Origin of the sequence: Lamprobacter modestohalophilus, from assembly GCF_016583905.1 — a bacterium.
GTDB lineage: Bacteria > Pseudomonadota > Gammaproteobacteria > Chromatiales > Chromatiaceae > Lamprobacter > Lamprobacter modestohalophilus.
Genome location: NZ_NRRY01000022.1, coordinates 38,763 through 65,636 on the forward strand (window position 1 = coordinate 38,763; position 26,874 = coordinate 65,636).

The 26,874-nt window shown below is 62.2% G+C and carries 25 protein-coding genes; 11 read left to right on the forward strand and 14 right to left on the reverse strand.

The window, feature by feature from the left end:
• Window positions 1-26 precede the first annotated feature (26 nt).
• Both lysS and prfB read right to left on the reverse strand, forming a co-directional pair.
• A complete protein-coding gene (gene lysS, locus CKO42_RS13865; RefSeq protein WP_242479384.1) occupies window positions 27-1,544 on the reverse strand; it encodes a lysine--tRNA ligase in 1,518 nt (505 codons plus the stop codon).
• 203 nt (window positions 1,545-1,747) lie between these two features.
• Window positions 1,748-2,846 (reverse strand): peptide chain release factor 2 gene (prfB, locus tag CKO42_RS13870; RefSeq protein ID WP_200244963.1). Its coding sequence is split into 2 segments (ribosomal slippage): window positions 1,748-2,770 and window positions 2,772-2,846, totalling 1,098 coding nucleotides; the frame shifts between segments, so codons are not numbered across the junction.
• A 131-nt stretch (window positions 2,847-2,977) separates the two neighbouring features.
• Here prfB and CKO42_RS13875 point away from each other — a divergent pair.
• The 3 genes from CKO42_RS13875 (at window position 2,978) to CKO42_RS13885 (ending at window position 5,271) form a co-directional block, all read left to right on the forward strand.
• Window positions 2,978-3,706 (forward strand): transposase, encoded by a 729-nt coding sequence (locus tag CKO42_RS13875; RefSeq protein ID WP_200244965.1) that lies wholly within the window; start codon window positions 2,978-2,980, stop codon window positions 3,704-3,706.
• Between the two features lie 30 nt (window positions 3,707-3,736).
• The gene (locus CKO42_RS13880) at window positions 3,737-4,048 is read left to right on the forward strand and encodes a polyhydroxyalkanoic acid system family protein (RefSeq protein WP_200244967.1); all 312 of its coding nucleotides are present in this window, start codon (window positions 3,737-3,739) and stop codon (window positions 4,046-4,048) included.
• 251 nt (window positions 4,049-4,299) lie between these two features.
• Entirely contained in the window at window positions 4,300-5,271 is a 972-nt protein-coding gene (locus CKO42_RS13885) for a serine hydrolase (protein WP_200244970.1), read from the forward strand.
• Between the two features lie 89 nt (window positions 5,272-5,360).
• On the opposite strand, the gene dapB is transcribed toward CKO42_RS13885, so the two are convergent.
• The 5 genes from dapB to hrcA form a co-directional block, all read right to left on the reverse strand.
• Window positions 5,361-6,179 (reverse strand): 4-hydroxy-tetrahydrodipicolinate reductase, encoded by an 819-nt coding sequence (gene dapB / locus CKO42_RS13890; protein ID WP_200244974.1) that lies wholly within the window; start codon window positions 6,177-6,179, stop codon window positions 5,361-5,363.
• A 15-nt stretch (window positions 6,180-6,194) separates the two neighbouring features.
• A complete protein-coding gene (dnaJ, locus tag CKO42_RS13895; protein WP_200244976.1) occupies window positions 6,195-7,328 on the reverse strand; it encodes a molecular chaperone DnaJ in 1,134 nt (377 codons plus the stop codon).
• A 107-nt stretch (window positions 7,329-7,435) separates the two neighbouring features.
• Window positions 7,436-9,382 carry a molecular chaperone DnaK gene (gene dnaK / locus CKO42_RS13900; RefSeq protein ID WP_200244978.1) on the reverse strand — a complete coding sequence of 649 codons (1,947 nt, stop codon included), beginning with the start codon at window positions 9,380-9,382 and terminating at the stop codon, window positions 7,436-7,438.
• A gap of 168 nt (window positions 9,383-9,550) precedes the next feature.
• Complete coding sequence (grpE, locus tag CKO42_RS13905; RefSeq protein WP_200244979.1) at window positions 9,551-10,213, reverse strand: nucleotide exchange factor GrpE; 663 nt, start codon at window positions 10,211-10,213, stop codon at window positions 9,551-9,553.
• A gap of 95 nt (window positions 10,214-10,308) precedes the next feature.
• Window positions 10,309-11,370 carry a heat-inducible transcriptional repressor HrcA gene (gene hrcA, locus CKO42_RS13910; RefSeq protein ID WP_200245043.1) on the reverse strand — a complete coding sequence of 354 codons (1,062 nt, stop codon included), beginning with the start codon at window positions 11,368-11,370 and terminating at the stop codon, window positions 10,309-10,311.
• 561 nt (window positions 11,371-11,931) lie between these two features.
• Between hrcA and CKO42_RS13915 the strand changes: the two genes are divergently transcribed.
• From CKO42_RS13915 to CKO42_RS13925, 3 genes are all read left to right on the forward strand, one after another.
• The gene (locus CKO42_RS13915; RefSeq protein ID WP_200244981.1) at window positions 11,932-12,813 is read left to right on the forward strand and encodes an NAD(+) kinase; all 882 of its coding nucleotides are present in this window, start codon (window positions 11,932-11,934) and stop codon (window positions 12,811-12,813) included.
• Window positions 12,807-14,474, forward strand: a complete 1,668-nt coding sequence (recN, locus tag CKO42_RS13920; protein ID WP_200244983.1) for a DNA repair protein RecN — start codon at window positions 12,807-12,809, stop codon at window positions 14,472-14,474. The genes CKO42_RS13915 and recN overlap by 7 nt, the downstream gene beginning before the upstream one ends.
• Before the next feature lie 118 nt (window positions 14,475-14,592).
• The gene (locus tag CKO42_RS13925) at window positions 14,593-15,651 is read left to right on the forward strand and encodes a TerC/Alx family metal homeostasis membrane protein (protein WP_200244985.1); all 1,059 of its coding nucleotides are present in this window, start codon (window positions 14,593-14,595) and stop codon (window positions 15,649-15,651) included.
• 4 nt (window positions 15,652-15,655) lie between these two features.
• Here CKO42_RS13925 and bioD read toward each other — a convergent pair whose 3' ends face one another.
• The 7 genes from bioD to bioB all read right to left on the reverse strand — a co-directional run bounded on the left by bioD (window position 15,656) and on the right by bioB (window position 22,174).
• On the reverse strand, window positions 15,656-16,396 hold the full coding sequence (gene bioD / locus CKO42_RS13930; RefSeq protein ID WP_200244988.1) for a dethiobiotin synthase: 741 nt from the start codon (window positions 16,394-16,396) through the stop codon (window positions 15,656-15,658).
• 79 nt (window positions 16,397-16,475) lie between these two features.
• Window positions 16,476-16,988, reverse strand: a complete 513-nt coding sequence (locus CKO42_RS13935) for a GNAT family N-acetyltransferase (protein WP_200244989.1) — start codon at window positions 16,986-16,988, stop codon at window positions 16,476-16,478.
• Window positions 16,985-17,275 (reverse strand): type II toxin-antitoxin system TacA family antitoxin, encoded by a 291-nt coding sequence (locus CKO42_RS13940; RefSeq protein WP_200244991.1) that lies wholly within the window; start codon window positions 17,273-17,275, stop codon window positions 16,985-16,987. Before CKO42_RS13940 ends, CKO42_RS13935 begins: the two co-directional genes overlap by 4 nt.
• 129 nt (window positions 17,276-17,404) lie before the next feature.
• Window positions 17,405-18,298: a malonyl-ACP O-methyltransferase BioC gene (gene bioC, locus CKO42_RS13945; protein WP_200245044.1), complete on the reverse strand. Its 894-nt coding sequence runs from the start codon at window positions 18,296-18,298 to the stop codon at window positions 17,405-17,407.
• 88 nt (window positions 18,299-18,386) lie between these two features.
• Window positions 18,387-19,325, reverse strand: coding sequence for an alpha/beta fold hydrolase (locus CKO42_RS13950; RefSeq protein ID WP_200244992.1), 939 nt, complete (start codon window positions 19,323-19,325; stop codon window positions 18,387-18,389).
• A 461-nt stretch (window positions 19,326-19,786) separates the two neighbouring features.
• A complete protein-coding gene (locus CKO42_RS13955) occupies window positions 19,787-21,118 on the reverse strand; it encodes an aminotransferase class I/II-fold pyridoxal phosphate-dependent enzyme (RefSeq protein WP_200244993.1) in 1,332 nt (443 codons plus the stop codon).
• Between the two features lie 9 nt (window positions 21,119-21,127).
• Window positions 21,128-22,174: a biotin synthase BioB gene (gene bioB / locus CKO42_RS13960; RefSeq protein ID WP_200245045.1), complete on the reverse strand. Its 1,047-nt coding sequence runs from the start codon at window positions 22,172-22,174 to the stop codon at window positions 21,128-21,130.
• A 328-nt stretch (window positions 22,175-22,502) separates the two neighbouring features.
• Here bioB and CKO42_RS13965 point away from each other — a divergent pair, with 328 nt between their 5' ends.
• From CKO42_RS13965 to CKO42_RS13985, 5 genes are all read left to right on the forward strand, one after another.
• On the forward strand, window positions 22,503-23,417 hold the full coding sequence (locus tag CKO42_RS13965; RefSeq protein WP_338034921.1) for a double zinc ribbon domain-containing protein: 915 nt from the start codon (window positions 22,503-22,505) through the stop codon (window positions 23,415-23,417).
• Between the two features lie 115 nt (window positions 23,418-23,532).
• Window positions 23,533-24,111: a TerD family protein gene (locus CKO42_RS13970; protein WP_200244994.1), complete on the forward strand. Its 579-nt coding sequence runs from the start codon at window positions 23,533-23,535 to the stop codon at window positions 24,109-24,111.
• A 36-nt stretch (window positions 24,112-24,147) separates the two neighbouring features.
• On the forward strand, window positions 24,148-24,834 hold the full coding sequence (locus tag CKO42_RS13975; RefSeq protein WP_200244995.1) for a TIGR00266 family protein: 687 nt from the start codon (window positions 24,148-24,150) through the stop codon (window positions 24,832-24,834).
• Window positions 24,835-24,907: 73 nt separating this feature from the next.
• Window positions 24,908-25,504 (forward strand): TerD family protein, encoded by a 597-nt coding sequence (locus tag CKO42_RS13980; protein WP_200244996.1) that lies wholly within the window; start codon window positions 24,908-24,910, stop codon window positions 25,502-25,504.
• A gap of 88 nt (window positions 25,505-25,592) precedes the next feature.
• Window positions 25,593-26,783, forward strand: a complete 1,191-nt coding sequence (locus tag CKO42_RS13985) for a phosphoribosyltransferase domain-containing protein (protein ID WP_200244999.1) — start codon at window positions 25,593-25,595, stop codon at window positions 26,781-26,783.
• Window positions 26,784-26,874: the final 91 nt, after the last annotated feature.

Genomic DNA, 26,874 nt, shown 5'->3' on the forward strand with positions numbered 1-26,874 from the left:
ATGATGGATACCCTGCAATTGGATGCTCAGTGTTCTTCCTGCGGACGCATGTGCGGGAACAACAGCACGTCGCGAATCGAGGGCGCGTCGGTGAACAACATCACCAGGCGGTCGATGCCAATGCCCTCGCCTGCGGTCGGCGGTAGACCGTGCTCGAGGGCACAGATGTAGTCGGCATCAAAGTGCATGGCCTCGAGGTCGCCAGCGTCTTTATCCGCAACCTGTCTGCGGAAGCGCTCGGCCTGGTCCTCGGGATCATTCAGCTCGGAAAAGCCATTGGCGATCTCGCGACCACCGACGAAGAATTCGAAGCGATCGGTCACGAACGGATCATCATCGCTCTGCCGAGCCAGTGGCGAGACCTCGGTCGGATAAGCGGTGATGAAGGTCGGCTGCATCAAGCGCGACTCGACGGTTTTCTCAAAGATCTCGATCTGCAGCTTGCCAAGGCCGTAGCTGTCCTTGAGATGGATGCCAAGGCGCTCGGCCACCGCGCGCGCGCGCTCCACTGAGTCCAGATCCTCGGCGCTCAGGTCCGGATTGAACTGCAGGATCGACTCGCGCACGGTCAAGCGCGCGAACGGCTGCGCGAAGTCGTAGGTCTCGCCCTGATAGCTGATTTGGGTGGTTCCAAGCACGCGCTCGGCGAGTTCGCGCAAGAGCGTCTCGGTGAGATCCATCAGATCGCGGTAATCCGCATAGGCCTGATAGAGCTCGAGCATCGTGAATTCGGGATTGTGGCGGGTCGAGAGGCCTTCATTGCGGAAATTGCGGTTGATCTCATAGACACGCTCGAAGCCGCCGACGACTAAACGCTTGAGATAAAGCTCGGGCGCGATGCGCAGGAATAGCTGCATATCGAGCGCATTGTGATGGGTGACAAAGGGCCGCGCGACCGCGCCGCCCGGAATCGCCTGCATCATGGGCGTCTCGACCTCGAAGAAGCTGCGCTGATTGAGGAAATCGCGGATCGCCTGAACCAGCTGCGTCCGCACACGAAAGGTCTCACGCGTCGCCTCGTTCATGATTAGATCGAGATAACGCTGGCGATAGCGGCTCTCGGTATCGGCCAGCCCATGCCATTTCTCGGGTAATGGCCGCAACGACTTGGTCAGCAGCCGCAACTGCTCGACCTTGATCGACAGCTCACCGGTCTTGGTCTTGAACAGCTGGCCAGAGACGCCAACGATATCACCGATATCCAGCTCCTTCTTGAACCAGGCATACTCATCGACGCCGATCAGGTCGCGCTGCACGAACAGCTGGATACGCCCACTCATATCCTGCAGATGCGCGAAGCTCGCCTTGCCCATCACGCGCCGACTCATTAGCCGACCTGCCACCTTGGCTCGCACATTGCGCGTCTCCAGCTCAGCGTCATCCATCTCGGCATAGTGGGCATGCAGCTCGCCAGCCACCACATTGCGCCGAAAATCATTCGGGAAGGCAGGACCCAGCTCGCGAATCGCATTCAGCTTCTCACGCCGTTGAGCGATCAGCTTATTCTCATCTCGCTCCAGCTCCGGTTGCGCGGAAGGATTCATGCGGTCATTCGGCTGCGTATCGTTCATAGCTCAAAAGGTCTCTCGATAGGCAGCCAAAGCAGCCCAATCAGCGTTGATGGCGAATGCACACGTCTGATCCGCCTCTAGTGTATTTCTGGCAGGGGCCACAAGCGCAGCCGCAACCGTTACCCCACCACAGCAATCGTAACCCCCAAACTCACCACTCACCACTCACCACGCAATCAAAGCCCACTCTTCAAACTCGCCTCAATAAAGGGATCAAGCCCACCATCGAGCACAGCCTGCGTATTGCCGGTCTCAACATTGGTACGCAGATCTTTGATCCGAGATTGATCCAGCACATAGGAGCGGATCTGGCTGCCCCAGCCGATATCGGACTTGCTCTCTTCCAGTGCCTGCTGCTCGGTGCGGCGCTTCTGCATCTCCAACTCATACAGCTTGGCCTTGAGCTGCTTCATCGCCTGATCTTTATTGGCATGCTGCGAGCGGCCATTCTGGCATTGGGTCACGGTATTGGTCGGCAGATGGGTGATGCGCACCGCCGATTCGGTTCGGTTGACGTGCTGACCGCCAGCACCGGACGCACGATAGACATCGATCCGTAGATCGGCCGGATTAAGCTCGATCTCGAAGGAATCGTCGATCTCAGGGGAGACGAACACCGCTGCAAATGAGGTATGGCGTCGATTGCCGGAATCGAACGGCGACTTGCGCACCAGCCGGTGCACGCCGGTCTCGGTGCGGAGCCAGCCGAAGGCATGGTCGCCCTGCACTGACACCGTTGCCGACTTGATCCCCGCTACATCGCCCGCCGAGACCTCAGTGAGCTCGGCCTTGAAGCCGTGGGCTTCAGCCCAGCGCAGATACATGCGCAGCAGCATCTCGGCCCAGTCCTGCGCCTCGGTGCCGCCAGAGCCGGCCTGGATGTCGATAAAGGCGTTCTTGGGGTCCATCTCGCCGGAGAACATACGCCGGAACTCAAGCTCAGCGACGCGCTTCTCGTAGCCTTGCAGGTCAGCGACCACCGCCGCGACCGTCTCGACATCGTCTTCATCGGCGGCCATGGCCAATAGGTCATCGGCGTCAGCGAGGCCGTCATCGAGCTCCCGGACGGTATCGACCACGGTCTCCAGCGAGGCGCGTTCGCGGCCGAGCGTTTGTGCTCGCTCGGGGTCGGACCAGACCTCGGGCACTTCGAGCTCGCGCAGAACCTCGGTCAGGCGCTCTTGCTTGCCGGCGTAGTCAAAGATACCCCCTAAGGAGCTCTAGGCGCCCCTTGAGGTCGGCGATCTGAGCGCGAACCGGGTTGATGTCTTCCATGGGGGTCTCCGCAGGATGAAAGCCGTCGATTGTACCCCAGCCCAGGCCTCGGCCGCAGAGCAAACCGGCCATGCCCTATCGATCGTCTATACTGGGATCAGGCCCTAATGCTGAGAGGGAGTGATCGTCTCATGGCTCGTCTTCCCCGATTTGTGCTTCCTGGTTTTCCGCAGCATGTGATTCAACGTGGCAACAATCATCAAGCGATCTTGCGCGATGAGGAGGACTACTGGTTCCTCTGGGGTCGGCTCTGCGATGCCGCGGCCAAGTTCCAATGCGACATCCACGCCTATGTGCTGATGCCAGATCATTTCCATCTGCTGCTCACGCCTTGGCAAGAAGACAGCATCGGCAAGCTCATGCAGTACACGGGCCGATACTTCGTGCAGCATGTCAACGGCCGCTATCGACGCAAAGGGACCCTTTGGGAAGGCCGCTACCGAGCGACTTTGCTGGACCCTCAAGACTTCTTGTTGCCGGTCAGTCGGTACATCGAGACCAACGCGGTGCGCGCTGAGTTGGTCAACGCCGCGGAGGATTACGACTGGTCCAGCTATGCGGCCAATGCACTGGGGCTCGAGGATGAGCTGACCACACCGCATCAGGTCTACCGAGCGCTTGGCGAGAGCTTGGCGCAGCGGCAGCAGGCCTACCGCGCGTTGTTCGAGTATCCACTCAGTCAACCGCTGCTAGAGCGCATCCGGGCAGCGACCAACAAGGCCTGGGTGCTCGGCAATGAACGCTTCTGTCAAACCATTGAGGATAAGCTCAATCGCAGAGCAAAACCTCGGCCCCGCGGCGGTGACCGCCGCTCGGCTGCCTACCGCCGTGCATTAGAGCAGCCAGCGACATTACACTAGATCGTCTGGCCAGCCGTCTGAGAGAAGTCCATGTCGAACATCCACGTCGCACGACCGCATCACCTAGGGCTCGAGGCAGCGCGCGCCGAGGTTGAGCGCATCGCCGCCCGAGTCCGCGACGAGTACGGCGCGGACTATCACTGGAGCGGCGATGTGCTGTACTTCAAGCGTTCGGGCATCTCGGGACGGATCGCTGTCGCGGATGATTCCATGGATCTGACCATCAAGCTCGGCCTGCTGCTGACCGCGATGCAAGGTCAGATCGAAGCTCGGTTAACGCGCAAGATCGACGAGGCGCTCGCCCGCTACGAACCCAAACCGCCAAGGGCCGCTGACGGCTGATCAATCACCGCACGGCGCCAATTGGGCGCCAATGGGGCGCCAGTCAACCATTAGTCGCTGTCGAGAAATATTTTCGATCGCACTGACTGTACAGTCATTTTTTTCTTCGATTGTCTTGTTTTTCTGATCCGCTCAGCCTATCCTTCTTCGCAACAGGGGGATGCTGGTGCGGGGGAACGGTGCCTGCACGCAGGCGCCGGCACCAGCGCGTTTTTCATGCAGCAGGCTTAACCACGCATCGAGGCAATGCGATGAGCGGGCAACAAGATTCTGGATTTTGGGGAGCCGAGGACGCGGGACGCGGGGGACAGATTGGCCAGGGCCAGATGATCAACCGCCGCCAGTTCGTCAGCGTCTTAGGTGGCGCTTCCGCCGCCTTGCTGCTCGGCGCCTCGATGCCGAGCGCCGCTGCACGTCAATCAGCCCTGCAGAGCCAGCTGGTTCGGTTGGTGAAGCAACAGCGCGCTCAGGGGCTGATCCGTTCTGACGAAAAGACGTCCTGGTCGGTCTACGACTTTACTGGTGGCAAGAAACTGGTCTCCATCAATGAGGATGCACCGCGCCAAGCGGCCAGCATGTTGAAGCCTTTCGTGGCGCAGGCCTTTTTCTACACAATGAACGAGCGCGGCTCGAAGCTGCGTTACACCGGCTCGGTTCGTGAAAGCATGGAGGCGATGATCCGCAACAGCAGCAACACGGCAACCACCGAGCTGATGCAGATTGTGAGCCGATACAACGGCGGTAACGGGCCGAAGGATGTCGAGCACGTCCTCAAGCGCCATGCTCCAGGCGTGTTCCAACAGACCAGCATCGTCGAGTATATCCCGGCCAACGGCCGCACCTACCGAAACCTGGCCTCGGCGCACGATTACAGCCGCTTCCTATGGGCGCTCTGGAACAACCGGATGCCAAACGCCAATGAGGTCCGGAATCTGATGGGCCTGCCCAACCACGACCGCATCACCAAGCGGGTCAAGGGCATGCCGTCGAACATCAAGGTCTATGACAAGACCGGCTCAACGGCGATGCTGTGCGGCAACATGGGCATTATCGAATGCCATGATCGGCGTGGCCGACCGAGGCCCTACACCTTCATCGGCATCATCGAAAAAAGCCAGCGAACTGACTATTACGGAACCTGGATCACCAACCGCAGCAACGCGATGCGTGAGGTCTCAAGCTTGGTCTACAACTACATGCGGCAGCAGCATCAGCTAGCCTGAACACGGTTCGCTGCTTGATCCGGAGACTAAAGGCGACCTAGGCGCTAGAGTTCAGGCCGCCGATGTGTAGATCAATACGCTGGATCGCTCTAGTCCAAATCGCGCAAACCTAAGACATCCTGCATATCGAATTGTCCCCGCTCGCGCTCGGCGATCCAGCGTGCGGCACGGCAGGCGCCGCGCGCAAAGGTCATCCGGTTGGTTGCCTTGTGCGCGATCTCAACACGCTCGCCGTCAGCAGCGAACCAAACGCTGTGCTCACCAACCGTATCGCCGGCGCGGATGGTCTCGAAACCGATGGTCTGGCGCTCGCGAGGACCGGTCTGACCCTGGCGCCCGTAGACGGCCACATCGCCGAGGTCGCGCCCGAGGGCATCGGCAATCACCTCTCCCATGCGCAGTGCGGTGCCGGAAGGCGCATCGACCTTGTGCCGGTGATGGGCCTCGATGATCTCGATGTCAACATCGTCGCCCATCACCCGAGCGGCAAGATCTAACAGTTTGAAGCAAAGATTCACCCCGACGCTCATATTCGGCGCCAGCACCACCGCCGTGTCGATGGCGGCCTCGCTGATCGCCTCGCGCTGCTCAACGGTGAGTCCAGTGGTACCAATCACCATGCGGCAGCGTGCATCGCGACAGAGCTCGACGTGATGCATGGTTGCCCGCGGCGTGGTGAAGTCGATCAGGACGTCGAAATCCGCCAGCACCTCGTCGAGGTCCGGACGGATTGCGGCACCGATATGCCCGATGCCCGCCAGTTCACCGGCGTCGACACCGACCAAGGCGCTATCCGATTGCTCGGTAGCGGCGGTCACGCGGAGGCCTTCGGTCGCCTGCACCGCTGTGACCAGGGTTCGTCCCATTCGGCCGCCGGCACCAGCGACGGCTACACGAATCGATTCCATTGCTCTCCTCCCGGGCTAGAGCCCCATCTTCTCGAAAAAGTGCTTGACGCCGTCGAGCCAGGAGCTGGACTGGGGGCTGTGGTGCTTACCGCCCGCGCTCACGCTGTCTTCGAACTCACGCAGCAGCTCCTTTTGGCGCTCGGTGAGGTTGACCGGGGTCTCGACGATGACGCGGCAGAGCAGGTCGCCCACCGGACCGCCACGCACCGGCTTGACGCCCTTGCCGCGCATCCGGAACAGCTTCCCGGTCTGGGTGCCGGCGGGTACCTTGAGCACGACCTTACCGTTCAGGGTTGGCACCTCGAGTTCACCACCCAAGGCCGCGGTGACGAAACTGATCGGCACCTCGCAGAACAGATGGCTGTCTTCACGCTTGAAGATGGGATGATCTTCAACCACGACCTGCACGTACAGATCGCCCGGCACACCACCATGCTCGCTGGCCTCGCCCTCACCCGCCAGACGGATACGGTCGCCCGTGTCGACGCCAGCCGGCACCTTCACCGACAGCGTCTTCTCCTCCTTTAGCCGGCCAGCGCCACGGCAGTAGCGACAAGCCTCTTCGACCACCTTACCGGTGCCGCGACACTCCGGGCAGGTCTGCTGGATGGAAAAAAAGCCCTGCTGCATGCGCACCTGGCCGACGCCATGACAGGTCGGACATTCCTTGGGACGCGTGCCAGGCTTAGCACCGCTGCCGCCGCAGTGGTGACATTCGACGGTGGTCGGGATACGGATCTTGACGTCCTTGCCGGCAACCGCCTCTTCCAAGGTCAGCCCAAGGTCGTAGCGCAGATCCGCGCCCCGTGCGGTGCGGCGTCCGCCGCCCCGGCCCCCGAAGATGTCACCAAAGACATCGCCGAAGATGTCGGAAAACCCGCCGCCAGCGAAGTCTCCAGGGCCGCCGCCATAGCCGCCCTGACCGCTCACGCCAGCATGCCCGAACTGGTCATAGGCACTGCGCTTGCGGGCATCGGACAAGACGTCATGTGCCGCCTTCGCCTCCTTGAACTTGGCCAAGGCATCCGTGTCATCCGGATTGCGATCCGGATGATACTTCATGGCGAGACGCCGAAACGCCTTCTTGATGTCCTGCTCACTGGCATTTCGGCTCACGCCGAGGACGTCGTAATAATCGCGCTGGGACATTCGCGTAATCGGTCAGTCGTTGGGAAGAAAAAACGAAACGGCGCGTGAGCCTGCGCCCACACGCCGCAGCCCGGGCCGGGGCGCGGGCGTTCGGGACGTTGGGCGACTCAGTGCTTGTCGTCCTTGACCTCTTCGAACTCAGCGTCGACGACGTCGTCGGCATCGGCCTTGGCGCCCGCACCGGCCGAGCTACCCGCATCCCCGGCCGAGCCATCGCCGCCCGCAGCCCCCTGATCCTGGGAGTAGAGGCGCTCGGCCATCTTACCGGATGCCTCGCCGAGGGCCTTGGTCAAGGACTCGATCTTATCCTTGTCCTCCCCTTTCATCGCCTCTTCGAGCTCCTTGATGGTGCTCTCGATACGGTCCTTTTCACCGGCTTCGAGTTTGTCGTCGCCCAGCTGCTCCATCGACTTTTGCGTTGCATGGATCATCGAGTCGGCCTGGTTACGGGCGCCGACCAGCTCGTGGAACTTGCGGTCGTCCTCGGCATGCGCCTCGGCATCCTTGACCATCCGCTCGACCTCATCGTCCGAAAGGCCTGAGCTGGCCTTGATGACGATCGACTGCTCCTTGCCGGTGGCCTTATCTTTGGCATGCACATTCAGGATGCCATTGGCATCGATGTCAAACTTGACCTCGATCTGCGGCACGCCGCGCGGTGCCGGCGGGATGTCGGAGAGGTCGAACCGACCAAGCGACTTGTTATCGGCAGCACGCTCGCGCTCGCCCTGCAGCACATGCACGGTGACGGCAGTCTGATGGTCGTCGGCAGTCGAGAACACCTGATTCGCCGAGGTCGGGATGGTGGTGTTCTTCTCGATCAGCTTGGTCATGATGCCGCCGAGGGTCTCGATACCCAGCGACAGCGGCGTGACGTCGAGCAGCAGCACGTCTTTGACGCCACCACCGAGCACGCCGCCTTGGATCGCGGCGCCAACCGCAACCGCCTCATCCGGGTTGACGTCCTTGCGCGGGGCCTTGCCGAAGAACTCTTCGACCTTGGCCTGTACCTTAGGCATACGGGTCTGACCGCCGACCAGGATGACCTCGTTGATGTCGCCAGCGCTGACGCCAGCATCCTTCAGCGCCGTGCGGCAGGGACCGATCGTGCGATCGACCAGATCCTCGACCAGCGATTCAAGCTTCGACCGCGTCAACTTGACGTTGAGATGCTTCGGGCCGGTCTGATCGGCGGTGATGTAAGGCAGATTGATGTCGGTCTGCTGGCTCGACGACAACTCGATCTTGGCCTTCTCGGCAGCCTCTTTCAGGCGCTGCAGCGCGAGCGGATCATTGTGTAGATCGACGCCCTGCTCCTTCTTGAAGGTCTCAGCCAGGAAATCGATGATGCGTAGATCGAAGTCCTCACCACCAAGGAAGGTGTCACCATTGGTGGAGAGCACCTCGAACTGATGCTCGCCTTCGATCTCGGCGATCTCGATGATGGAGATATCAAAGGTGCCGCCGCCCAGGTCGTAGACCGCGAGCTTCTGATCGCCGCGCTTCTTGTCCATGCCGTAGGCGAGCGAGGCCGCCGTCGGCTCGTTGATGATGCGCTTGACATCGAGCCCAGCGATGCGACCGGCGTCCTTGGTCGCTTGGCGCTGCGAGTCGTTGAAGTAGGCCGGTACCGTGATCACCGCCTCGGTGATCTTTTCCCCGAGGTAGTCCTCGGCGGTCTTCTTCATCTTCTGCAGGATCTTCGCCGAGATCTCGGGCGGCGCCATCTTCTTGCCCTGAGCCTCGACCCAGGCATCGCCGTTGTCGGCCTTGACGATCTTGTACGGGACCATGTCCTTGTCCTTGCCGACCACCTGATCTTCGAACCGTCGCCCGATCAGGCGCTTGATCGCAAACAGGGTGTTGGCCGGGTTGGTCACGGCTTGGCGCTTGGCCGATTGACCGACCAGCACCTCACCATCGCTGTTGAAGGCAACGATACTCGGCGTGGTGCGATCGCCCTCGGCATTCTCGATGACCTTGGGCTTGTCGCCTTCCATAACGGCGACGCACGAATTGGTTGTCCCGAGATCGATACCGATGATCTTTCCCATGGTGTATCTCCAGTAGTAAATCTGTTTTGAAGTACGTAATCGGCTGGGCCGGCCCAAATCCGTTCATTGGCGCACGAATTGGGGCAAAACCCTGCAATTCTCAAGCGTTCGCGAGACTCCGGCGCCGGCCTAGCCGTCGCTTTCGAGACGCGGATTGATGTCGCGCAATCAGGCCGCCTGCGACACCATCACAAGTGCTGGGCGCATCAGTCGGCCATTGAGCAAGTAGCCGCTTTGCACCACGTTCACCACGGTATTGGGCGGCACATCAGAGCGCGGCTGCATCGCCATCGCCTGGTGATAGTCGGGATTGAACGGCTCACCCTCGGGGTCGATCCGCTCGACGCCGAATTTGGCCATCACATCGCGCAGCAGCTTCAGCGTCAGCTCGGTGCCTTCGCGGAGCTTGGAGACATCCGCATCGGGGGCATCCGCGGCGGCCTGGCCGAGTTCGAGGCTATCGCGCACCTGGAGCAGCTCCTTGACGAAGGAATCCAACGCGAACTTGTGCGCGTTCTCAAGCTCCTTGGCTTGACGCCGCGCCATATTTTCCATCTCGGCGCGGACCCGAAGGATCTGATTATGGGCATCATCGGCCCGCGCACGCGCGTCCTCAAGGAGCATTGTCAGCTCGGCGGGATCTTGCTCTGTCGCTTGCGCCTGGGCAGCGTCGAACCCCTCGTGTGGATCACTCGCTGCCGCCGACGCGGGCTCACTCGTCGCCTCGGCTGAGCGCTTGAGCCCCGACTTGGGATCAACGCCCCCGACTGACTCAGCCTCTTCAGTCTGCGCCGTCGCGCCGGGTTGCTGCTCTTCTTGCTCCGTCGTCATCTGTTCACTCTCCCCGGGCCAGTGTCAGCACATCGACTGCAGCGCAGTCTGCATCCCCAGCCTCTGCCATGTTTGGTTGATGAGTTTGTGGCGGGTCAACGGCCGCGAAGGGCTGCTGCGAGCAGCTTTGCCGTGACGTCGACCACCGGAATCACCTGCTGATAGTTCATGCGCGTCGGGCCAATCACACCGAGCACGCCGAGCACCTGATCCTCGACCCGGTAGGTGGCGGTCACCACGCTACAATCGTCGAGCAATTCGTAGCCAGATTCCTCGCCGATGAAAATCTGCACCCCTTCGGCCTCGATACAACGATCGAGCAGATCCAGGATCTGCCGCTTCTCAGTGAAGGCGTCGAACAACGCCTTGAGCCGGTCCATGCTAGAGAGTTCGGTAAACCCCATGAGATTGGTCTGGCCGGCAATCATGACGTCGTCCTTGTGCTCAGCGGCCTCGACGACACGCTGCGCCATCATCACCGCGCGCATCATCAGCTCATCCATGTGCGCATGCGTCTGTTTCAGGTCAGCCATCAGCTGGCGGCGCACTTCGCGCATCTCTTGGCCGTTGAACATCCGCGTCAAGAAGTTCGACGCCTGCTCCAACTGTGAAGCCGACAACGGCTCCCCAGTCTCGAGGATGCGGTTGTGTACCTCGCCATCGCCCGTCACCAAGATGGCCAAGACCCGCCGGCCGGAAAGCTGCACGAACTCGATCTGCCGAAACACATCGCGCTCATGCCGCGGCACCATCACCAGCCCGGCCAAGTGAGTCACCCCAGACAGCGCCTGAGATGCTGTCTGGATCAGACTAACGGTGTCTGTCGTGCGCGCGAACTGATCGCGCAACTTTGACACATCAGCCTCGGTCAGCGGCGAGACCTTGAGCAAGCTATCGATGAAGAGTCGATAACCTGATGCCGTTGGCACCCGCCCCGCCGAGGTATGTGGCGATGACACCAGCCCCATGTCCTCGAGGTCCGACATCACATTACGCACCGTCGCAGGGCTCAGATCGAGGCCCGTATCGCGGGCCAGCGTCCGCGAGCCCACGGGCTGCCCATCGCGAATGTGACGCTCGACGAGCACCTTGAGGAAGTGCAATGCCCGTTCGCTAACTTGGCCCTCAGTAAAGCGGCCACTGGCTCGAGAGTCCATTGACACGAGATTTTCACTCACTGGAGACTGAACGAGACCCAAAGGGTTTCGGACAAGAAATCGGCTGTTAGCACTCTAATCGATCGAGTGCTAACTCAGGCAATCTAAGGTGCTGGCCGAATGATGTCAAGAACCGCCGCCCAGTTCTTGCAACCGATCTTGCAAACGATGAGGCCGTTGGCGGACGCTCGTTGTGCCAATGCTAGCGAGCCCGGTAGGTCTGGTCCCTGGCAGCGATGAGCGCCGACGGATGCGCCTCTGCTCACAATTCACCGTTTTGGCTGGCGGGCGCAACGCTGCCACAGCATTGGCGTGCGCGATGCCACATGCTAACGTTGCGGCCACTGATCGCAGCGACCAGCCATGTTCGTCAGCCCGATGCTTTCATGCGGGTCTCGATCATGGCCTCTGCCAGCCGATCGCTTAGCCGGCGCCCTCAGGGCTTCCAGTCCGGGCGTCGATAGGTCACGATGACCTGACGCAGCGCCCCGCGAGCCCGAGTCGCCGGCGTGATGATCAAGACCCCCCATCGTTCTTGCCTGCCCAGGATCGCTCGCCCCCATGGCCTGGTTTCAAAACGTCGGCATCATCGCCAAACAGCATGACGATGCGCGTGTTGCCACAACAGTCGCACGCGCCGTCAGTCTGCTCAGCGCGCGAGGTGTCCGCACCCACTTCGAACAGACCACGGCTGCGTTACTGCAGCGTTCCGATGGCATCAGTATCGATGACATTGGCGAGCGCTGCGATCTGGTGCTCGTCGTCGGCGGCGACGGCACCTTCCTGCATGCTGCGCGCATGCTGGCAGAGCATGATGTCGCCTTGGTCGGTATCAATCTCGGACGTCTTGGATTTCTGGTCGATATCCTGCCCGATGAGATCGAGCTCCGCCTGGAACAGATCCTCAGCGGCGCCTATGATGCCGATACACGCATCCTGCTGGATGCCCGGATCGGCGATCAAGCGAAACCAGAGCGTGCACTGAATGATGTGGTGATCCACAAATGGAACTCGGTGCGCATGATCGAATTCGAGACCTATCTCGACGGGCAGTTCGTCAACGCCCAACGCTCCGACGGACTGATTGTCGCGACCCCGACCGGCTCCACGGCCTACGCCCTCTCGGGCGGAGGTCCACTGCTCAACCCACGCCTCGACAGCCTGCTGCTGGTGCCGATCTGCCCGCACACGCTGAGCAATCGGCCGCTCGTCGTCCCGGGTAGCAGTCGCATCGAGATCCGCATCCGCAACCTGGAGCCCGAGCAGGTGCGCCTAACCTGTGACGGCCAAGTTGACTTGCCGCTAGAATCCGACAGCAGCATCCAGATCGAGCGCAGTCGCCGCCGCGTGCGGCTGCTGCATCCGCAAGATCACAACCACTACCGCATCCTGCGCGCCAAGCTCGGCTGGGGCGGCCATACGCACTCGGATACCCTGTGCTAACCCAGATCACCGTTCAAGACCTGGTCATCGTCAGCCGGCTCGAACTCGAGCTGGCAGCGGGGATGACCGCGCTGACTGGCGAGACCGGCGCCGGCAAGTCGATCCTGATCGACGCGCTTGGGCTGACCCTGGGCGACAAGGCCGATGCGAGCCTGATCCGCAGCGGCTGCGAGCGCGCTGAGATCAGCGCCAGCTTCGATGTCACCAACAATACACCTGCTCAGGCCTGGCTCGCTGAGCAGGCGCTCGAGGATGACCACGACTGCCTGATTCGGCGCGTACTGGTGCGCAGCGGACGCGCGCGCGCCTATATCAACGGCCGCGCGGTGAGCAGTGCTCAGTTGCGCGCGCTGGGCGAACGGCTGGTCGACATCCACGGCCAGCATGCGCATCAGTCGCTGTTGCGTTCGGCGGCTCAGCGCAGCCTGCTCGATGGCTATGCCGACCATCAGCCACTCACCGCCGAGGTGGCCGAGCACTATCGCCGCTACAAAGAGTTCGACCAGCGCTGGAAGGCGCTAAATGCGGCCCGCAGCGAGCGCGAGGAGCGCCTCGAACTGCTGCGCTTTCAGCTCGAGGAGCTGGACGCGCTCGAGCTCGGCGAGCATGAGCTCGACGCGCTCGACGCCGAACAGCGCCGGCTCGCCAACCAAGGCCAGTTACAGGCGATGGCGGCGACGCTGGTCGAGCGACTCTATGAGGGTGAGCAATCGCTGCGCGACGGCCTCGGCCAGGCGAGTGCCGATCTTGCCAGCTTGAGCGGGATCGATCCGAGCTTGGTCGAGACGCGTGAGCTGATCGATGGCGCCACGGTGCAGATCGAAGAGGCCGCGGCCAATCTGCGCCACTATCTGGATGGACTCGAGATGGACCCGAGCCGCCTTGGTGTGGTTGAACAGCGCATCGGCCGCATCCATGATATCGGGCGTAAGTACCGAGTTGCACCGGAGCAGCTAATCGCCTTCACCGCTGAGCGGCATGCCGAGGTTGAGCGATTGCAGCAGGCCGACCAATCACTCGATGCGCTTTCCGCTGAGCGCGAGCAGGCGCACTCGGCCTTGCTCGAGCGCGCCGAGGCGCTGAGTGCGTCGCGGATTGAAGCCGCTGCCCGCCTGAGTCGAACCGTCACCGCAGCGATGCAGGATCTCGGGATGGCGGGCGGGGAATTTCAGATCGAGGTCAACACCGGCGGTCAGGAGGCGATCGGCAGCCAAGGGCTCGACAGCATCGCCTTCTTGGTCAGCGCCAACCCCGGCCAACCGCTGCAGCCGTTGGCCAAGGTCGCCTCCGGCGGTGAGCTCTCACGCATCAGCTTGGCGATCCAGGTCGCGACCGCTGAGATCGGCGGAATCCCGACCCTGGTCTTCGATGAGGTCGATGTCGGCATCGGCGGTGGCGTTGCCGAGATCGTCGGCCGTTTGTTACGCCGGCTTGGTGAGCGTCGACAGGTGCTCTGCGTTACCCATCTGGCGCAAGTCGCAGCGCAGGCGCATCAGCATCTGCGGGTTAAGAAGTTCGCCAAAGAAGCGCAGACCTTTACCGAGATCAGCCCGCTCGATACCGAGCAACGCATCGACGAGGTCGCGCGCATGCTCGGTGGCACCGAGATGACGACGACGACCCGAGCCCACGCCGCTGAGATGTTAGGGCTCGCGCCCTAAGCCGCTAAAATCCTCGCCCATCGCCACCCCATAGAGAATGTGCCTCGTGCGCGCCACATTCGCACTCGGAATCACTATCCCATAACCGCCGCCCAACGCGGCCACTCAGGAGTCACACATGGAACACTTCGGCTTCCCCTTGGAGGTCCTGTTCATCTTCTTCGGCGTCATCGCGCTGTCAGTCTACCTAGACCTGCGCGCCCACCGCGGGGTTGATGAGATATCACTGAAAGACGCCGGCCTCTGGTCGATGTTCTGGATCGGCCTGTCATTCGCCTTCTACGGCTATCTCTGGGTGCGCTTCGACCAGGCCTACGCCGATCTCTTCCTGGCTGGGTATGTGCTGGAGAAGACGCTGTCAGTCGACAACCTGATGGTGTTCATCGCGATCTTCTCCTCTTTTGCGATTAAGGGCGCCTTGCAGCATCGCATCCTTTACTGGGGCATCATCGGTGCACTCGTCTTTCGCGCCATCTTCGTCGTCATCGGCACGTCGCTGTTCCTGCTCAGCCCCTGGGTTGGCTTCATCTTTGCCGCCGCGGTCGCCTGGAGCGCATGGGCCATGATGACCGCAAGCGATGCCGAGGATGAAATCGAAGACTACACCGATCATTGGTCGGTGCGCATGGTCAAGCGGGTATTACCCGTCTTTCCGCGCCTGCATCACGGCAAGTTCCTGCTCTCGCGCAAGCAAGTGGAGCAACGCATAGAGGAAGATCCCTCCATCGAGCTGCAAGGCAAGGCCGGCTCCAAGGCCCTGTGGTATGCCACCCCAGCACTGCTCTGCCTGCTCGCCATCGAGACCAGCGACATCATGTTCGCTTTCGATTCGGTGCCTGCGGTCATTGCCATCACCCAAGAGCCGCTGTTGGTCTATGCAGCAATGATCTTCGCGATCCTCGGCCTACGCAGCCTGTATTTCGTGTTAGCGGCGCTGACACGCTACATGGTGCACTTAGAGAAGGCGGTCATCGTGCTGCTGTACTTCATTGCCGCCAAACTGGCGCTGCAGAGCTGGAATCACGTCTTCGGTGACACCGGCATCCATATCAGCCCATCCGCTAGCCTTTACATTGTTTTCGGCATCCTGACCCTGGGTGTGGTCGCCTCGTTGCTGTTCCCGGAACGGGACCAGCCAACAGCGGAAACCGCGACCGAAAACGAAACGACGCGATGATCGTCTAGACCATCTCTGGGAATGGTTCGAGAAAATCCGCAACCTGTATTGGCGTTGGCGTCCTCAGCCAGGGAATCACGCCAAGACAGGGCGCCGGCAGCCGCTCACGCAAGGTCGCCAGATTGTCGTCCGCGGCAGCCATGGCGGGGTCGATCCGGTTCGCGACCCAGCCGGTGAGTTGCAGACCCGAGGCTTGAATCGACTCAGCACTCAGCAGCGCATGATTGAGACAGCCAAGCCTCAGGCCGACCACCAGAACCACCGGGAGATCCAGGGCGCTAGGCAGATCAGCAAGCGTCAAACCTGGCCCGAGCGGCACCCGCCAACCGCCAGCGCCTTCGACCAAAACCCAGTCTGCCTGGGTGATTAGATGTTGGTACGCGGTCTTGATCGGCTCGATCTGCATCTCGACACCCACTTGCGCGGCAGCGATGTGTGGTGCGATCGGAGGCCCGAAGGCGTAGGGATTGATTGCTGAATAGGGGAGCGGCTTTGAGCCTTGAGCCTGAATCCGCAGCGCGTCTTCATTGCGCAGACCATCCGGCGTCAGCATACAACCGGCAGCGACCGGTTTCATCCCAAGCACGCTGAGCCCACGCCGCTGCAAGGCCGCCATCAGCCCAAGCGTCATCTCGGTCTTGCCAACCTCGGTATCGGTGCCAGTGACGAAGAGTCCCTGTGCATGAGGCGGTAACCCCCTCTTCGCCTGCGCCGATGTTGAGCTGATTCCGATCGCACCACTCATACCGTAGGTCTCGTTATCTCATGAGTTGGATCATCTACGATCTTCGAGCCAGCGCCATTTCCTGCAAGCGAGAAAGCCATCAGCGACCCGCGCTTGGGAGGAGCGGACGCAGGTCTTTGACCAGCAGGTACAGATGAAGCGGATCGGTCGGTGAGGGGGCGAAACCAAAGTGGGCGTAAAAGCCACGGGCGTCGTCGTCCTTGGCGTGGACCGCGAAGGCGCGGATACCACCAATCTCAGCGGCCTGAAGTGTGCGGCGCATGGCGTCTTTGAGCAAGCCCATGCCGATGCCACGACGCTGCCAGGTGACGGCGACGGCGAGCCGGGCGAGCAGCATGATGGGGACAGGATGGCGGGCGAGCCCCTTGGTCAGTCGCTCTGGGGCATCGTTAAATGCCACCTCCCCCACCACCAGCGTGTAGAAGCCGATCACCTCATCATCATGCAGACCGATGTAGGTCTGCGAGGCATTGGCCTGCTGATTGGTCAAGGCATGGCGCAGCAGGAAACGATCGAGTGACTCAGTTCCGCTCGAGAACCCGTCAAGCGGATGGTCGCGCCGCAGCTTCTCGATCCGAAAGCCGGCCGTCATGCCGCGTCGGGCGGATCGAAAGGCGTCGGCTCATGCAACAGGCGCTCAAGACGTGGGAGTGCGCGGGGTGGCCTCTCAAGCGCAGCCATAAAGGCGCTCCAGTGCTCGGCATCGAGCCCAAAATGCTGGCGATCAGCCAGGGTCTCGTCGGCACGCTCCAGTGCGCTGCTCAACACGAACTGGCTCACTGACTGGTGCCGCTCGCGGGCCGCGGCACTGAGCCGCGCCTTGGCCTCCGGTGTGAGCCGCAGATCGAGCTTGGAGCTTCGGGCTTGAGTGTTCGGCATAGGCGTCTCCAGTGATCAAGCCCCCATCATAGCCGCCAGACATTGTCTTGACAACGCACACTCCACTCCGCTTCAACCCCCGGTCAGTGAAGAGCGCGGACCAACTCATCGGGCCACTCACCGGGCCACTCATCGGGCCACTCGCCGCAGGATTGCCGACAGCGGGATTGCGACGCCATCGGCGGTCTGTTGCTGCGCAGGCGCTTTGGCACCCGTCGGCATCCACGCCTGACCGTAGACCACCTCCCAGGTCGAGGGCAGCCGGCCGTCGCGCCGCTCCTGCTCGTAGGCCTGCTCAAGTGCGCTGAGCCGTTGCCGCCCGGTCATCGCGCGCGGGCGATCCTGCAGGGCGTTGCGGCCGCCAATCGCCTTCAGATCACGCATCAGGGCGTGGACGTTCTCGTAGGTCATGGTGATGCGCTCGGCGTCCATCACCGGATCAGCAAAACCAGCGCGCATCAGTGCGTCGCCGATGTCGTGCATGTCGAGGAACGGGCTGACATGGGCATGGGCGCCACCGTCGGCTTCCGCCCAGGCGCGGCGAAGTTCGATCAGGGTGTCGGGACCGAAGGTGGTGAACATCAGTAGACCCTCGGGGCGCAGCACTCGACGCAGTTCGGCAAAGGTGCGCGGGAGATCACTGGCCCATTGCAGGCTGGCGTTGGAGATCACCAGATCGATCGAGTCGTCGGCCAGCGGCAGCGCTTCCAGGTCGGCACAGAGCGGCCGTGGCCGATTCAGCCAGGTACCACGACGGCGCGCACGCTGCAGCATCGATTCGGCGAGGTCGAGGGCGATGATCTTCGCCTTGCGCCAGCGCTTGGCGAGCGCATCGATGCCCTGCCCGGTGCCGCAGCCGAGATCGAGGACGGTCTGCGGCTTGAGACGCACATAGTCGAGCCGCTCGAGCATGCGGGTGCCGATCTCGCGCTGCAGCACCGCGGCTTCGTCATAGCTGGCCGCGGCGCGCTCGAAGGCGCGGCGCGCGGCGCGTTTGTCGATTGGACTGATACTCTGGCCCATGTTTTGGCCCATGTTTTGGCCCATGGTTGGCCCCATGGTTGGACTGATGATCGGACTCATAGGATCAGACTCATGACGATGATCAGACTCATACCGAAGTCCCGTAGAGAAAGTCAGCGATGGCCGCGGCAACCGCATCGCCATGCGACAGCAGCGGCGCATGGGCAGCACCCGGAATGGTCTGACAGCGGGCGTTCGGCATCAGCAGTTCGATGCGCTCGGCGACAGTGGCCGGCACCAGGGTATCGCGCTCGCCGAAGAGCCAGAGCGCGGGTTGTGGGATATCGGCGAGACGCGCGCGTAGGTCTTCTTCACGCAGTAGGTCGAGGCCGACTTGCAGGGCGTCTGGCTGTGGCTGCGGCCGCTCAGCGATGCCAGTACGCAGACGTCTGAGGGTCTCGCGGGCATCCTCGCTGCCACGCACTTGCAGCGAGAGGAAGCGCTCGAGGGTGGCGTTTGGATCATCGAGCAGCGAGGCGTGGAAGCCATCGAAGACCTCATCCGGCATGGCCGCTCGCCAGTCGGCGGCCTGGACGAAGCGCGGGTTGGCGGTGACTAGGATCAGGGCGCTGATGCGACTTGATCGCTGGTTGCTGCGGCTTGTTGGCTGACTGCGGCTTAGGTGGCTGGAGCTCGATGCCGAACTGGGGCTTCCTACTTTGTCGCTGTTTGAAGGCCAGCCGTCTCTTGTTGCGAAGCTGTAGCTGGGCTTGTCTTCCGCGGGTACCTGCTGTCCTGGTCCAAGCGGGCGGCCGGGAACGCGGGTCTGTAGCGCGGCTTGCAGGGCGACCAGGGCACCGAGCGACCAGCCGAGCCAGATCGCCTGTTCGGGGGCTTGGGCGAGCACGGCGTCGGCCCAGTCTGGGAGGTCGCGCCAGTGTGGCTCAAAGGGCGCCTGACCATGACCGGGAAGCTCAATGGGGTGCAGCTCGAAGCGATCGGTCAGGGTTGCCGGGAGCGCATCCCAGACGGCGTTGTTCATGCCCCAGCCGTGGAGGAGGACGAGATTGGGTCGGTCGTTGTGCATCGTCGATGGGATCTTTGTGCTGAGTGCTGAGTGCTGAGTGCTGAGTGCTGAGTGCTGAGTGCTGAGTGCTGAGTGCTGAGTGCTGAGCGATGAGTGATGAGTGCTTTACAGGTGGAGTCGTTCTAGCAGATCGCCCGCCTGCAGAAGCTGAAAACGGCTGTTGGTCAGCGGATCGTCATGTTTGGCTGTCAGGTGAATGACAATGATCGGTGGGGTCGTCACTGGCTCGATCGTTCGTTGGTGGACCTGGTTGCGGTCTTGGTGCGATTGCCTGACTTGGCGTTTGTGTCGGCGCCGGGTGGCGACGCGCTATGAACGTTTGGCTGACCGTTGCGCTTCATCCACAAGTGCTGCCGGCTCCCAAAAATCGCTACAGCGCAAATGTCTCCGGCTCTGTTGCTTCTTGCTCCTGTTGTTCTGCAGCTGCTACTTCTGGTTGGTGATCCTTGGCTTGCTGTTCCTTATGGCCGCTGCCACGCCGGCAGATGCTCTGGAAGCCTCGCCAAGGTCTCGAGGAGGCGATCAACATCGGTTTCTTGGTGCGCTGCCGAGAGGGTGATGCGCAAGCGCGCGGAGCCCTGCGGGACCGTTGGCGGGCGGATCGCGGTGACCAGGATTCCGTTCTCTTCAAGGTATTGGCTCCAGCGCAGGGCGGTATCGACATCGCCGGCGATCAGCGGTTGGATCGGTGTGGGCGAGTCGGCTAGGGCCAGTCCGAGGGTTTCGGCGCCAGCGCGAAAGCGGCTGATCAACTGCTGCAGGTGCTCGCGGCGCTCCGGTTCTTGCTGTGCGATCTGGAGCGCTTTGAGGGTGGCCGTGGCGAGCGCTGGCGGCAACGCGGTGGTGTAGATGTAGCTGCGCGCACGTTGGATCAGGAGTTCGATCAGCTCAGCGTTGCCAGCCACGAAGGCGCCAAAGGTGCCGATGGCCTTGCCGAGGGTGCCTACCAGGATTGGGACCGCGGCTTGGGCTTCTGGTCCATCGAGACCAAGGTGCTCGAGGCTGCCCCGGCCTTCAGCGCCGAGCACGCCGATGCCATGGGCATCATCGACCATGAGCAAGGCATTGCTGTTGCTGGCAACGCTTGCCAGGGCGGGAATCGGCGCAAGGTCGCCATCCATGCTGAAGACGCCGTCGGTTACGATCAAGCGGCGCTGCTTGCGGTCAGCGCTCACCCTGCACTGGCCGGCATGAGTAGAATGGTTGGACTTGTCGCTACTGAGACCGTTGCTGCTTCGATCGCCGCCGCTGCAGCCATTGCCGCTGCCGCCACCGCTGTCTTCACCGCAGCCGTCAGCTTGTCGATGGCCATTGCCAAGCATGCTCTGAAGCCGGTCAATGTCGGCATGGGGATAGCGGCGCAGCCGGGCTTGGCTCAACCGGGCACCATCGAGCAGCGAGGCATGGTTGAGCCGGTCGGCGAGGATCTGATCGCCACGGCCACAGAGGGCTTGGATGACGCCGAGGTTGGCCATGTAGCCAGTGGAGAATAACAGTGCTCGCTCGCGGCGCACGAAGGTGGCAAGCGTCGCTTCAAGTGCTTCGTGGGCTTCGTGGTGGCCGGTGATCAGATGCGAGGCGCCGCTGCCAACGCCGTCGCGCACAGCCCCTTCGCGCAACGCCTCGATCACCGCCGGATGGGCGGCGAGCCCGAGATAGTCATTGCTGCAGAAGGCGAGCATCTCACGGCCGTCGATACGCGGCCGCACCGCTTGCGGGCCGGCGAGCAGCCGCCGCTGGCGGTAGAGGCCAGCGTCGCGCAGGCGGTCGAGCTCAGCGGCGATCTGAATCATCCTAAGCTGTCAGGCCCTAGCCGCCTGATCGCTCGTGGTCGGGCGCAGCTGTACCGAGCGATCAATCGACTTATGACAACCGCCAGGCTGGTCGCGCCCCTCGATCTCGGCCTCCTCGGGCTGCAGGCCAAGACGGGCGAAGAGCTGCTGGTCACGCGCGGCCTCAGCGTTGTCGGTGGTGAGCAGCCGATCGCCATAGAAGACGGAGTTGGCGCCGGCGGCGAAGCAGAGCGCTTGCAGCTCGTCGGACATGCTGGCGCGGCCGGCTGACAGGCGCACGTAGGAGGCCGGCATCATGATGCGGGCGACGGCGATGGTGCGCACCAGCTCGAACGGATCGAGCGCCTCGGTGCCGAATAAGGGCGTGCCCTCCACCTGCACCAGCAGGTTGATCGGCACCGATTCGGGATGCGCCGGCAGATTGGTCAGCTGACAGAGCATCGAGGCGCGGTCGCGGCGCGATTCGCCCATGCCGAGGATGCCGCCGCTGCAGGTCTTCAGCCCGGCCTCGCGCACATGGTCTAGGGTCTGCAGCCGATCTTGGTAGGTTCGGGTGCTGATGACCTGACCGTAGAACTCGGGCGAGGTGTCGAGGTTATGGTTGTAGTAGTCGAGCCCGGCCTCACGCAGGCGCTGTGCCTGGTCCTGCTCCAGCATGCCAAGGGTGACGCAGGTCTCCATACCGAGCGCCTTGACCCCGCGGACCATAGCGATCACCTGGTCGAGATTCTTGTCGGTCGGATTGCGCCAAGCCGCCCCCATGCAGAAACGCGTGGCGCCCTCCTCGCGCGCCGCCCGAGCCGCGTCGAGCACCTCGGACACCGGCAGCAGGCGCTCGCGCTCGAGGCCGGTCTCGTGCTTGGCGCTCTGCGCGCAATAGCCGCAGTCTTCCGGGCAAGCGCCGGTCTTGATGCTGAGCAGGGTGCTGACCTGAATGCGGTTCGGATCGAAATGATGACGATGAGCCGTTTGCGCGGCGAACAGCAGGTCGTTCAGCGGCTGGTCGAGGAGCACGGCGGCCTCATCGATGGACCAGTCGTGGCGCAGTGGCGCCATGCCCTGAGAGGCAACATCAAGGTGTTTTGGCAATGGTGACATAGCAGTGTCCGACAGCGGTTTGCAGCAGTCGCGGCGCGCGAAGCAGCCGCAATCGAGGCTGTTAGCCTAACGGTCAGCTCGGCGCTGTCAACCAAATCTCGCCGTTATGGTTAACAAGTCTGTGCCGGTTTGGCTGAGCACCGACCATCGCAACCGCGACGCTGAGCATCAAAGCAGGGTGACAAGAGGGCCAAAATTCAGACGGTTGCTATACTCGAGCACGACAGGCAAAGAGGCATCGCCATGACCCTGACCCACGCCACACCGACCACTCCGTGATCTGCTCGTGCTCGACCGCCTTCGGCGTCGACAGTATCGTTGGCAGCTTGATCAAGTGCTGGCACCCTTGATTGCCGCTTTGCGCCAGCGCGATGGCCAATTTCTGCGCAGACTCGCGCACCAGGGTATTGACCTGCTCTATCCGCCCACCTGCGCCCTCTGCGGCGCTCCCGGCGATGCTGGGCGCGACCTCTGTGCCGGCTGCCACGCCGATCTCCCGTTGATCGGCGCTCATTGCGCGCGCTGTGCAAAGCCGTTCCCGGTCGCGGCCCTTGACCACGACTCCACAGCGACTTGGCCTCACGCAGCAGGTCTCTGCGGTCACTGTCAGCGCCAACCACCGCCGTTCGAACGCTGTATCGCCGCCTTTCGTTACGAAGATCCGCTGCCGATACTGGTCGGCGGCATCAAGTTTCAGTCAAAGCTCAACCTGATCCGCCTGCTCGGCGAGCTGCTTGCCGAGAAGCTCGAAGACGAGCGCCAGCGTCCCGGCTGGCAGCCACCAGAGGCCATCTTACCGGTGCCCCTGCACCCGCGGCGACTGCGCGTTCGTGGCTATAATCAGGCGCTGGAGTTGGCGCGCCTGGTCAGTCGCCGACTGGACATCCCGATCAACCACCGCTGTTGTCAACGCATGCGCTCAACCCAAGCCCAGTCAGCGCTCAACGAACAGTTGCGCTTCAGTAACATCCATGGCGCTTTTGAGGTCACCTCCACGCGGACGCTGCCGCGGCGGATCGCCATCCTCGATGATGTGGTCACCACCGGTGCCACCGTCTCTGAGCTGGCGCGGGTGCTGAAACGGGCCGGCTGCGAGCGCATCGACATCTGGGCCTTGGCACGCACCACCATGACCCGGCCGAACCCGACTCCAATCCGAGTCCAACCCGAGTACAGTAGATTTTCGCTGCAGACGCCTTGACTGTAGACTAGCGATAAAGCACAACGCGAACGCACCACCGGGTTTCGCCCAGGTATACCCACGGTGCACCCAAGTTTTCACCTACAAGTTTCACCTAACTGAGAGGAAAAGTGGCATGGCCATTAGCTTGCAAAAAGGCGGTAATGTCAGTCTCACCAAGACCGATCCAGGTCTGACCAATGTGCTCGTCGGCCTGGGCTGGGACGACCGATCTACCGATGGCGCTGCGTTCGATCTGGATGCCAGTGTCTTCATCGTCGGCGACAGTGGCAAGGTGCTGTCTGACGCCCACTTCGTCTTCTACAACCAGAAGACATCGCCGGATGGTGCCGTCGTCCACTCGGGTGATAACACCACCGGCGAGGGTGAAGGCGACGACGAGACGGTGTCGATCAATCTCCCTGGCGTCAGCGCCGACGCCAAACGGATCATCTTCGCCGTGACCATTCATGAGGCCGAGAGCCGTAAGCAGAATTTCGGCATGGTGCGCAACGCCTTCATGCGCGTTCTCAACAAGGACTCCAACACCGAGCTGGCGCGCTACGATCTTTCCGAGGACTACTCGACCGAGACCGCGATGATCTTTGGCGAGATCTATCGCCACGGCGAGGAATGGAAGTTCAAGGCGGTCGGCCAGGGCTTCGAGGGCGGATTGCCGGCACTGGCCAGGGATCACGGCGTCAACCTCGGCTGATTCAGCACTCAGTCCCACCCGCTGGAGAATACGCGCATGCCAGCCTTTACCATCACAGGTGACATCGACCCGTTCTTGCACGTCAGTCTTAGCAAGGGCGAGAAGATCTTTTGTGAATCCGACGCCATGGTGATGATGGAAGCGCCACTGCAGGTCAAGGGTCAGATGCGCGGCGGCTTCGGCAATGCCGTGATGCGGCGCTTGACCACTGGCGAGTCCTTCTTTCAGCAGGAGATCGAGGCCGTCACCGGCGACGGCGACTGCCTGCTCTCACCCGCCCTACCCGGGTCGATCGAGTTGCTCGACGTCAGCCCGAGCACCTCCTATACCCTGTCGGACGGTAGCTTTGTCGCCGCCGAGTCGGGCGTTCAGGTGCGCCCCAAGCTCAACACGGTTGGCGGCGGCTTCTTCGGCGGTACCGGCGGCTTCGTCATCATGGAGGCGGTCGGCACAGGCAAGCTTGCGGTGTCGGGCTTCGGCTCGATCTTCACGCTCGACGTCACCCCAGAGCGCGAAACGGTGATCGACAACAGCCATGCCGTGGCCTGGTCATCGAATCTCTCATTCGAGGTCGGCATGCCACAGACCGGAGGCGGCTTCTTCGGCAACATCGTCAATTCCGTGACCTCCGGCGAAGGGCTGGTGATCCGCTTCCGAGGCCAGGGCAAGGTCGTGATCTGCTCACGCAACCGCGGCCTCTTCCAACCCCAGAAAGGCAACTGAAACCTCCACATCTCGATGGCGGCGCCTTCAGTCACGACAACGACATCATTCACCCGAAACGAGGACAACCAAGATGGGCATCAACCTGCAAAAGGGTCAAAAAATCTCGTTAGAGAAGGAGGCCGGCGGCGGCTTGAGCCGGATCATCATGGGCCTCGGCTGGGACGCGGCTAACAGCAAGAAGTCAGGCATGCTCGGCGGCCTGTTCGGTGGCGGTGGTGGCGGCAGTATCGATCTGGATGCCTCCTGCTTGCTGTTCGACGAGCAAGGCAATCAGCTCGATGCGATCTGGTTCCGCCAGCTGCGCAGTAAGGACGGCAGCATCGAGCACACCGGCGACAATCGGACCGGCGCGGGCGACGGTGACGACGAGCAGATTAAGGTCGATCTCTCCGCAGTGCCGGGTAACGTCAAGAGCCTAGTCTTCACCGTCAACAACTACACCGGCCAGGATTTCTCGCAGGTCGAGAACGCCTTCTGCCGCATCGTCAATGGCGCCAACAACAGCGAGATCGCGCGCTACGACCTCTCCTGCCAGGGCGGCCACTCGGCAATGATCATGGCCAAGGTCTACCGCCACAACGGCGAGTGGAAGATGCACGCGATTGGCGAGGTGGGTCGCGGGCGCACCTTCGAGGAGCTGCTGCCGCAGATCAAGCCACATCTATAAGGCGGCTGCTGACACGGCCCCATCGCTCCGGTCGCCCTCTTGGGCGTCGATGATCACACCGTCTCCATCGGCGACCGGAAACTTCCGCATGTGCTCAGACAACCACCTGGACCCCAACCAAACCCTGCACGTCGAGCTTGCCACTGGCACGCTTAAGGTCCGGGTTAGGCGCGCGGCATTCCCGCTCGATCAACTCTGCGGTTTTGCCGCGCGCGCCAATCCCAAGCGCGGATTCCTATTCGTCAGCAAGGTGCTGGGCAAGCATTGGCCAGCTCGGCCGGCGGCGATGGAGCAGATCCATCGCCATCTTGCCCAAGCCCTCGCCCAAACCCTCATGCCAAGCTCGGGCCCCTGGCTGTTCGTAGCCATGGCGGAGACCGCTACCGGTCTAGGTCAGGGCGTGTTCGAGGCGCTGCTCGCGCAGCATCCAGATGCCAAGGCCCTGTTCTTGCACTCGACCCGTTATCGGGTGCCCGGCTGTCGCGCCCTGGATTTCCAAGAGGACCATTGCCATGCGCCGGATCAGATCCTGTACGAACCGCTCGACCCGGAGCACCAGCGGCGCTTCGCCACGGCCTCTGAACTGATCCTAATCGATGACGAGATCAGCACCGGCTCCACGCTCTGCAATCTGGCCGCCGCCTACCGGGCACGCAATCCCGGCTTAGAGCGCGTTCACTTCGTCTCCATCACCAATTTCAGCGGGGAACAGCGTGCCGCGGCCTTCAGCGACCAGCTCGGACTGCCGGTGACCCTGATCAGCGCGCTGGATGCCGAGATCGATTTCAGGCCAGCGCCTCGGCTCGCCGAGCAGCCAGCCCCAAACGCGGTCGGCGATAATCGGCGGCGCCTCGACCAGCTCGCCGCCACCGGCGGGCGTTTCGGCATCAGCCAACGCTGGCCGCTCTGCGCATTGGATGTCGCCGCGCTGGTGGACGATCTGCCGCTGGAGGCGCCGCTGCTCGTGCTCGGCACCGGCGAACTGATGCACCCGGCGTTCCGGATCGGGCGGGCCTTGGAGCTCGAGGGACGCAACGTGCGGGTGCAGTCGACGACCCGCTCGCCCATCCTCTGTGGTGCGGATATCAGCCAACGTCTGGTCTTTAAGGACAATTATGGCGAAGGCATCCCGAACTATCTGTACAATGTCGATCCCAATGCCTATGCCCGCATCATTCTTTGTCACGAGACCCCAAGCGGTAGCTTAATGGATGTGCGTGCGCAGCTCGGCGCGCGGTGCGTGTCTTACCAGACCTCGCCCGCTGGGACCTGTGCCTAGTCAAGGCTGCCTAGTCAACTGTCCCCAGGCCTAGTAGCCACCTGTCCCAGGATGTCTACCAGCGCAGCGTATCGAGCATCATCTTGGCATG

Bases quoted from the DNA above. Each gene is read 5' to 3' on its own strand.
- bioB (WP_200245045.1), bottom strand. From the start codon at position 22,174: ATGGCGCCACTGCGCCACGACTGGTCCATCGATGAGGCCGCCGTGCTC.
- CKO42_RS13940 (WP_200244991.1), bottom strand. From the start codon at position 17,275: ATGCCGAACACTCAAGCCCGAAGCTCCAAGCTCGATCTGCGGCTCACA.
- bioD (WP_200244988.1), bottom strand. From the start codon at position 16,396: ATGAGTGGTGCGATCGGAATCAGCTCAACATCGGCGCAGGCGAAGAGG.
- CKO42_RS13970 (WP_200244994.1), top strand. From the start codon at position 23,533: ATGGCCATTAGCTTGCAAAAAGGCGGTAATGTCAGTCTCACCAAGACC.
- CKO42_RS13950 (WP_200244992.1), bottom strand. From the start codon at position 19,325: ATGCACAACGACCGACCCAATCTCGTCCTCCTCCACGGCTGGGGCATG.
- CKO42_RS13935 (WP_200244989.1), bottom strand. From the start codon at position 16,988: ATGACGGCCGGCTTTCGGATCGAGAAGCTGCGGCGCGACCATCCGCTT.
- CKO42_RS13955 (WP_200244993.1), bottom strand. From the start codon at position 21,118: ATGATTCAGATCGCCGCTGAGCTCGACCGCCTGCGCGACGCTGGCCTC.
- CKO42_RS13875 (WP_200244965.1), top strand. From the start codon at position 2,978: ATGGCTCGTCTTCCCCGATTTGTGCTTCCTGGTTTTCCGCAGCATGTG.
- lysS (WP_242479384.1), bottom strand. From the start codon at position 1,544: ATGAATCCTTCCGCGCAACCGGAGCTGGAGCGAGATGAGAATAAGCTG.
- CKO42_RS13975 (WP_200244995.1), top strand. From the start codon at position 24,148: ATGCCAGCCTTTACCATCACAGGTGACATCGACCCGTTCTTGCACGTC.
- bioC (WP_200245044.1), bottom strand. From the start codon at position 18,298: ATGGGCCAGAGTATCAGTCCAATCGACAAACGCGCCGCGCGCCGCGCC.
- hrcA (WP_200245043.1), bottom strand. From the start codon at position 11,370: ATGGACTCTCGAGCCAGTGGCCGCTTTACTGAGGGCCAAGTTAGCGAA.
- CKO42_RS13885 (WP_200244970.1), top strand. From the start codon at position 4,300: ATGAGCGGGCAACAAGATTCTGGATTTTGGGGAGCCGAGGACGCGGGA.
- CKO42_RS13980 (WP_200244996.1), top strand. From the start codon at position 24,908: ATGGGCATCAACCTGCAAAAGGGTCAAAAAATCTCGTTAGAGAAGGAG.
- CKO42_RS13985 (WP_200244999.1), top strand. From the start codon at position 25,593: ATGTGCTCAGACAACCACCTGGACCCCAACCAAACCCTGCACGTCGAG.
- dnaK (WP_200244978.1), bottom strand. From the start codon at position 9,382: ATGGGAAAGATCATCGGTATCGATCTCGGGACAACCAATTCGTGCGTC.
- dapB (WP_200244974.1), bottom strand. From the start codon at position 6,179: ATGGAATCGATTCGTGTAGCCGTCGCTGGTGCCGGCGGCCGAATGGGA.
- CKO42_RS13925 (WP_200244985.1), top strand. From the start codon at position 14,593: ATGGAACACTTCGGCTTCCCCTTGGAGGTCCTGTTCATCTTCTTCGGC.
- CKO42_RS13915 (WP_200244981.1), top strand. From the start codon at position 11,932: ATGGCCTGGTTTCAAAACGTCGGCATCATCGCCAAACAGCATGACGAT.
- grpE (WP_200244979.1), bottom strand. From the start codon at position 10,213: ATGACGACGGAGCAAGAAGAGCAGCAACCCGGCGCGACGGCGCAGACT.
- CKO42_RS13880 (WP_200244967.1), top strand. From the start codon at position 3,737: ATGTCGAACATCCACGTCGCACGACCGCATCACCTAGGGCTCGAGGCA.
- dnaJ (WP_200244976.1), bottom strand. From the start codon at position 7,328: ATGTCCCAGCGCGATTATTACGACGTCCTCGGCGTGAGCCGAAATGCC.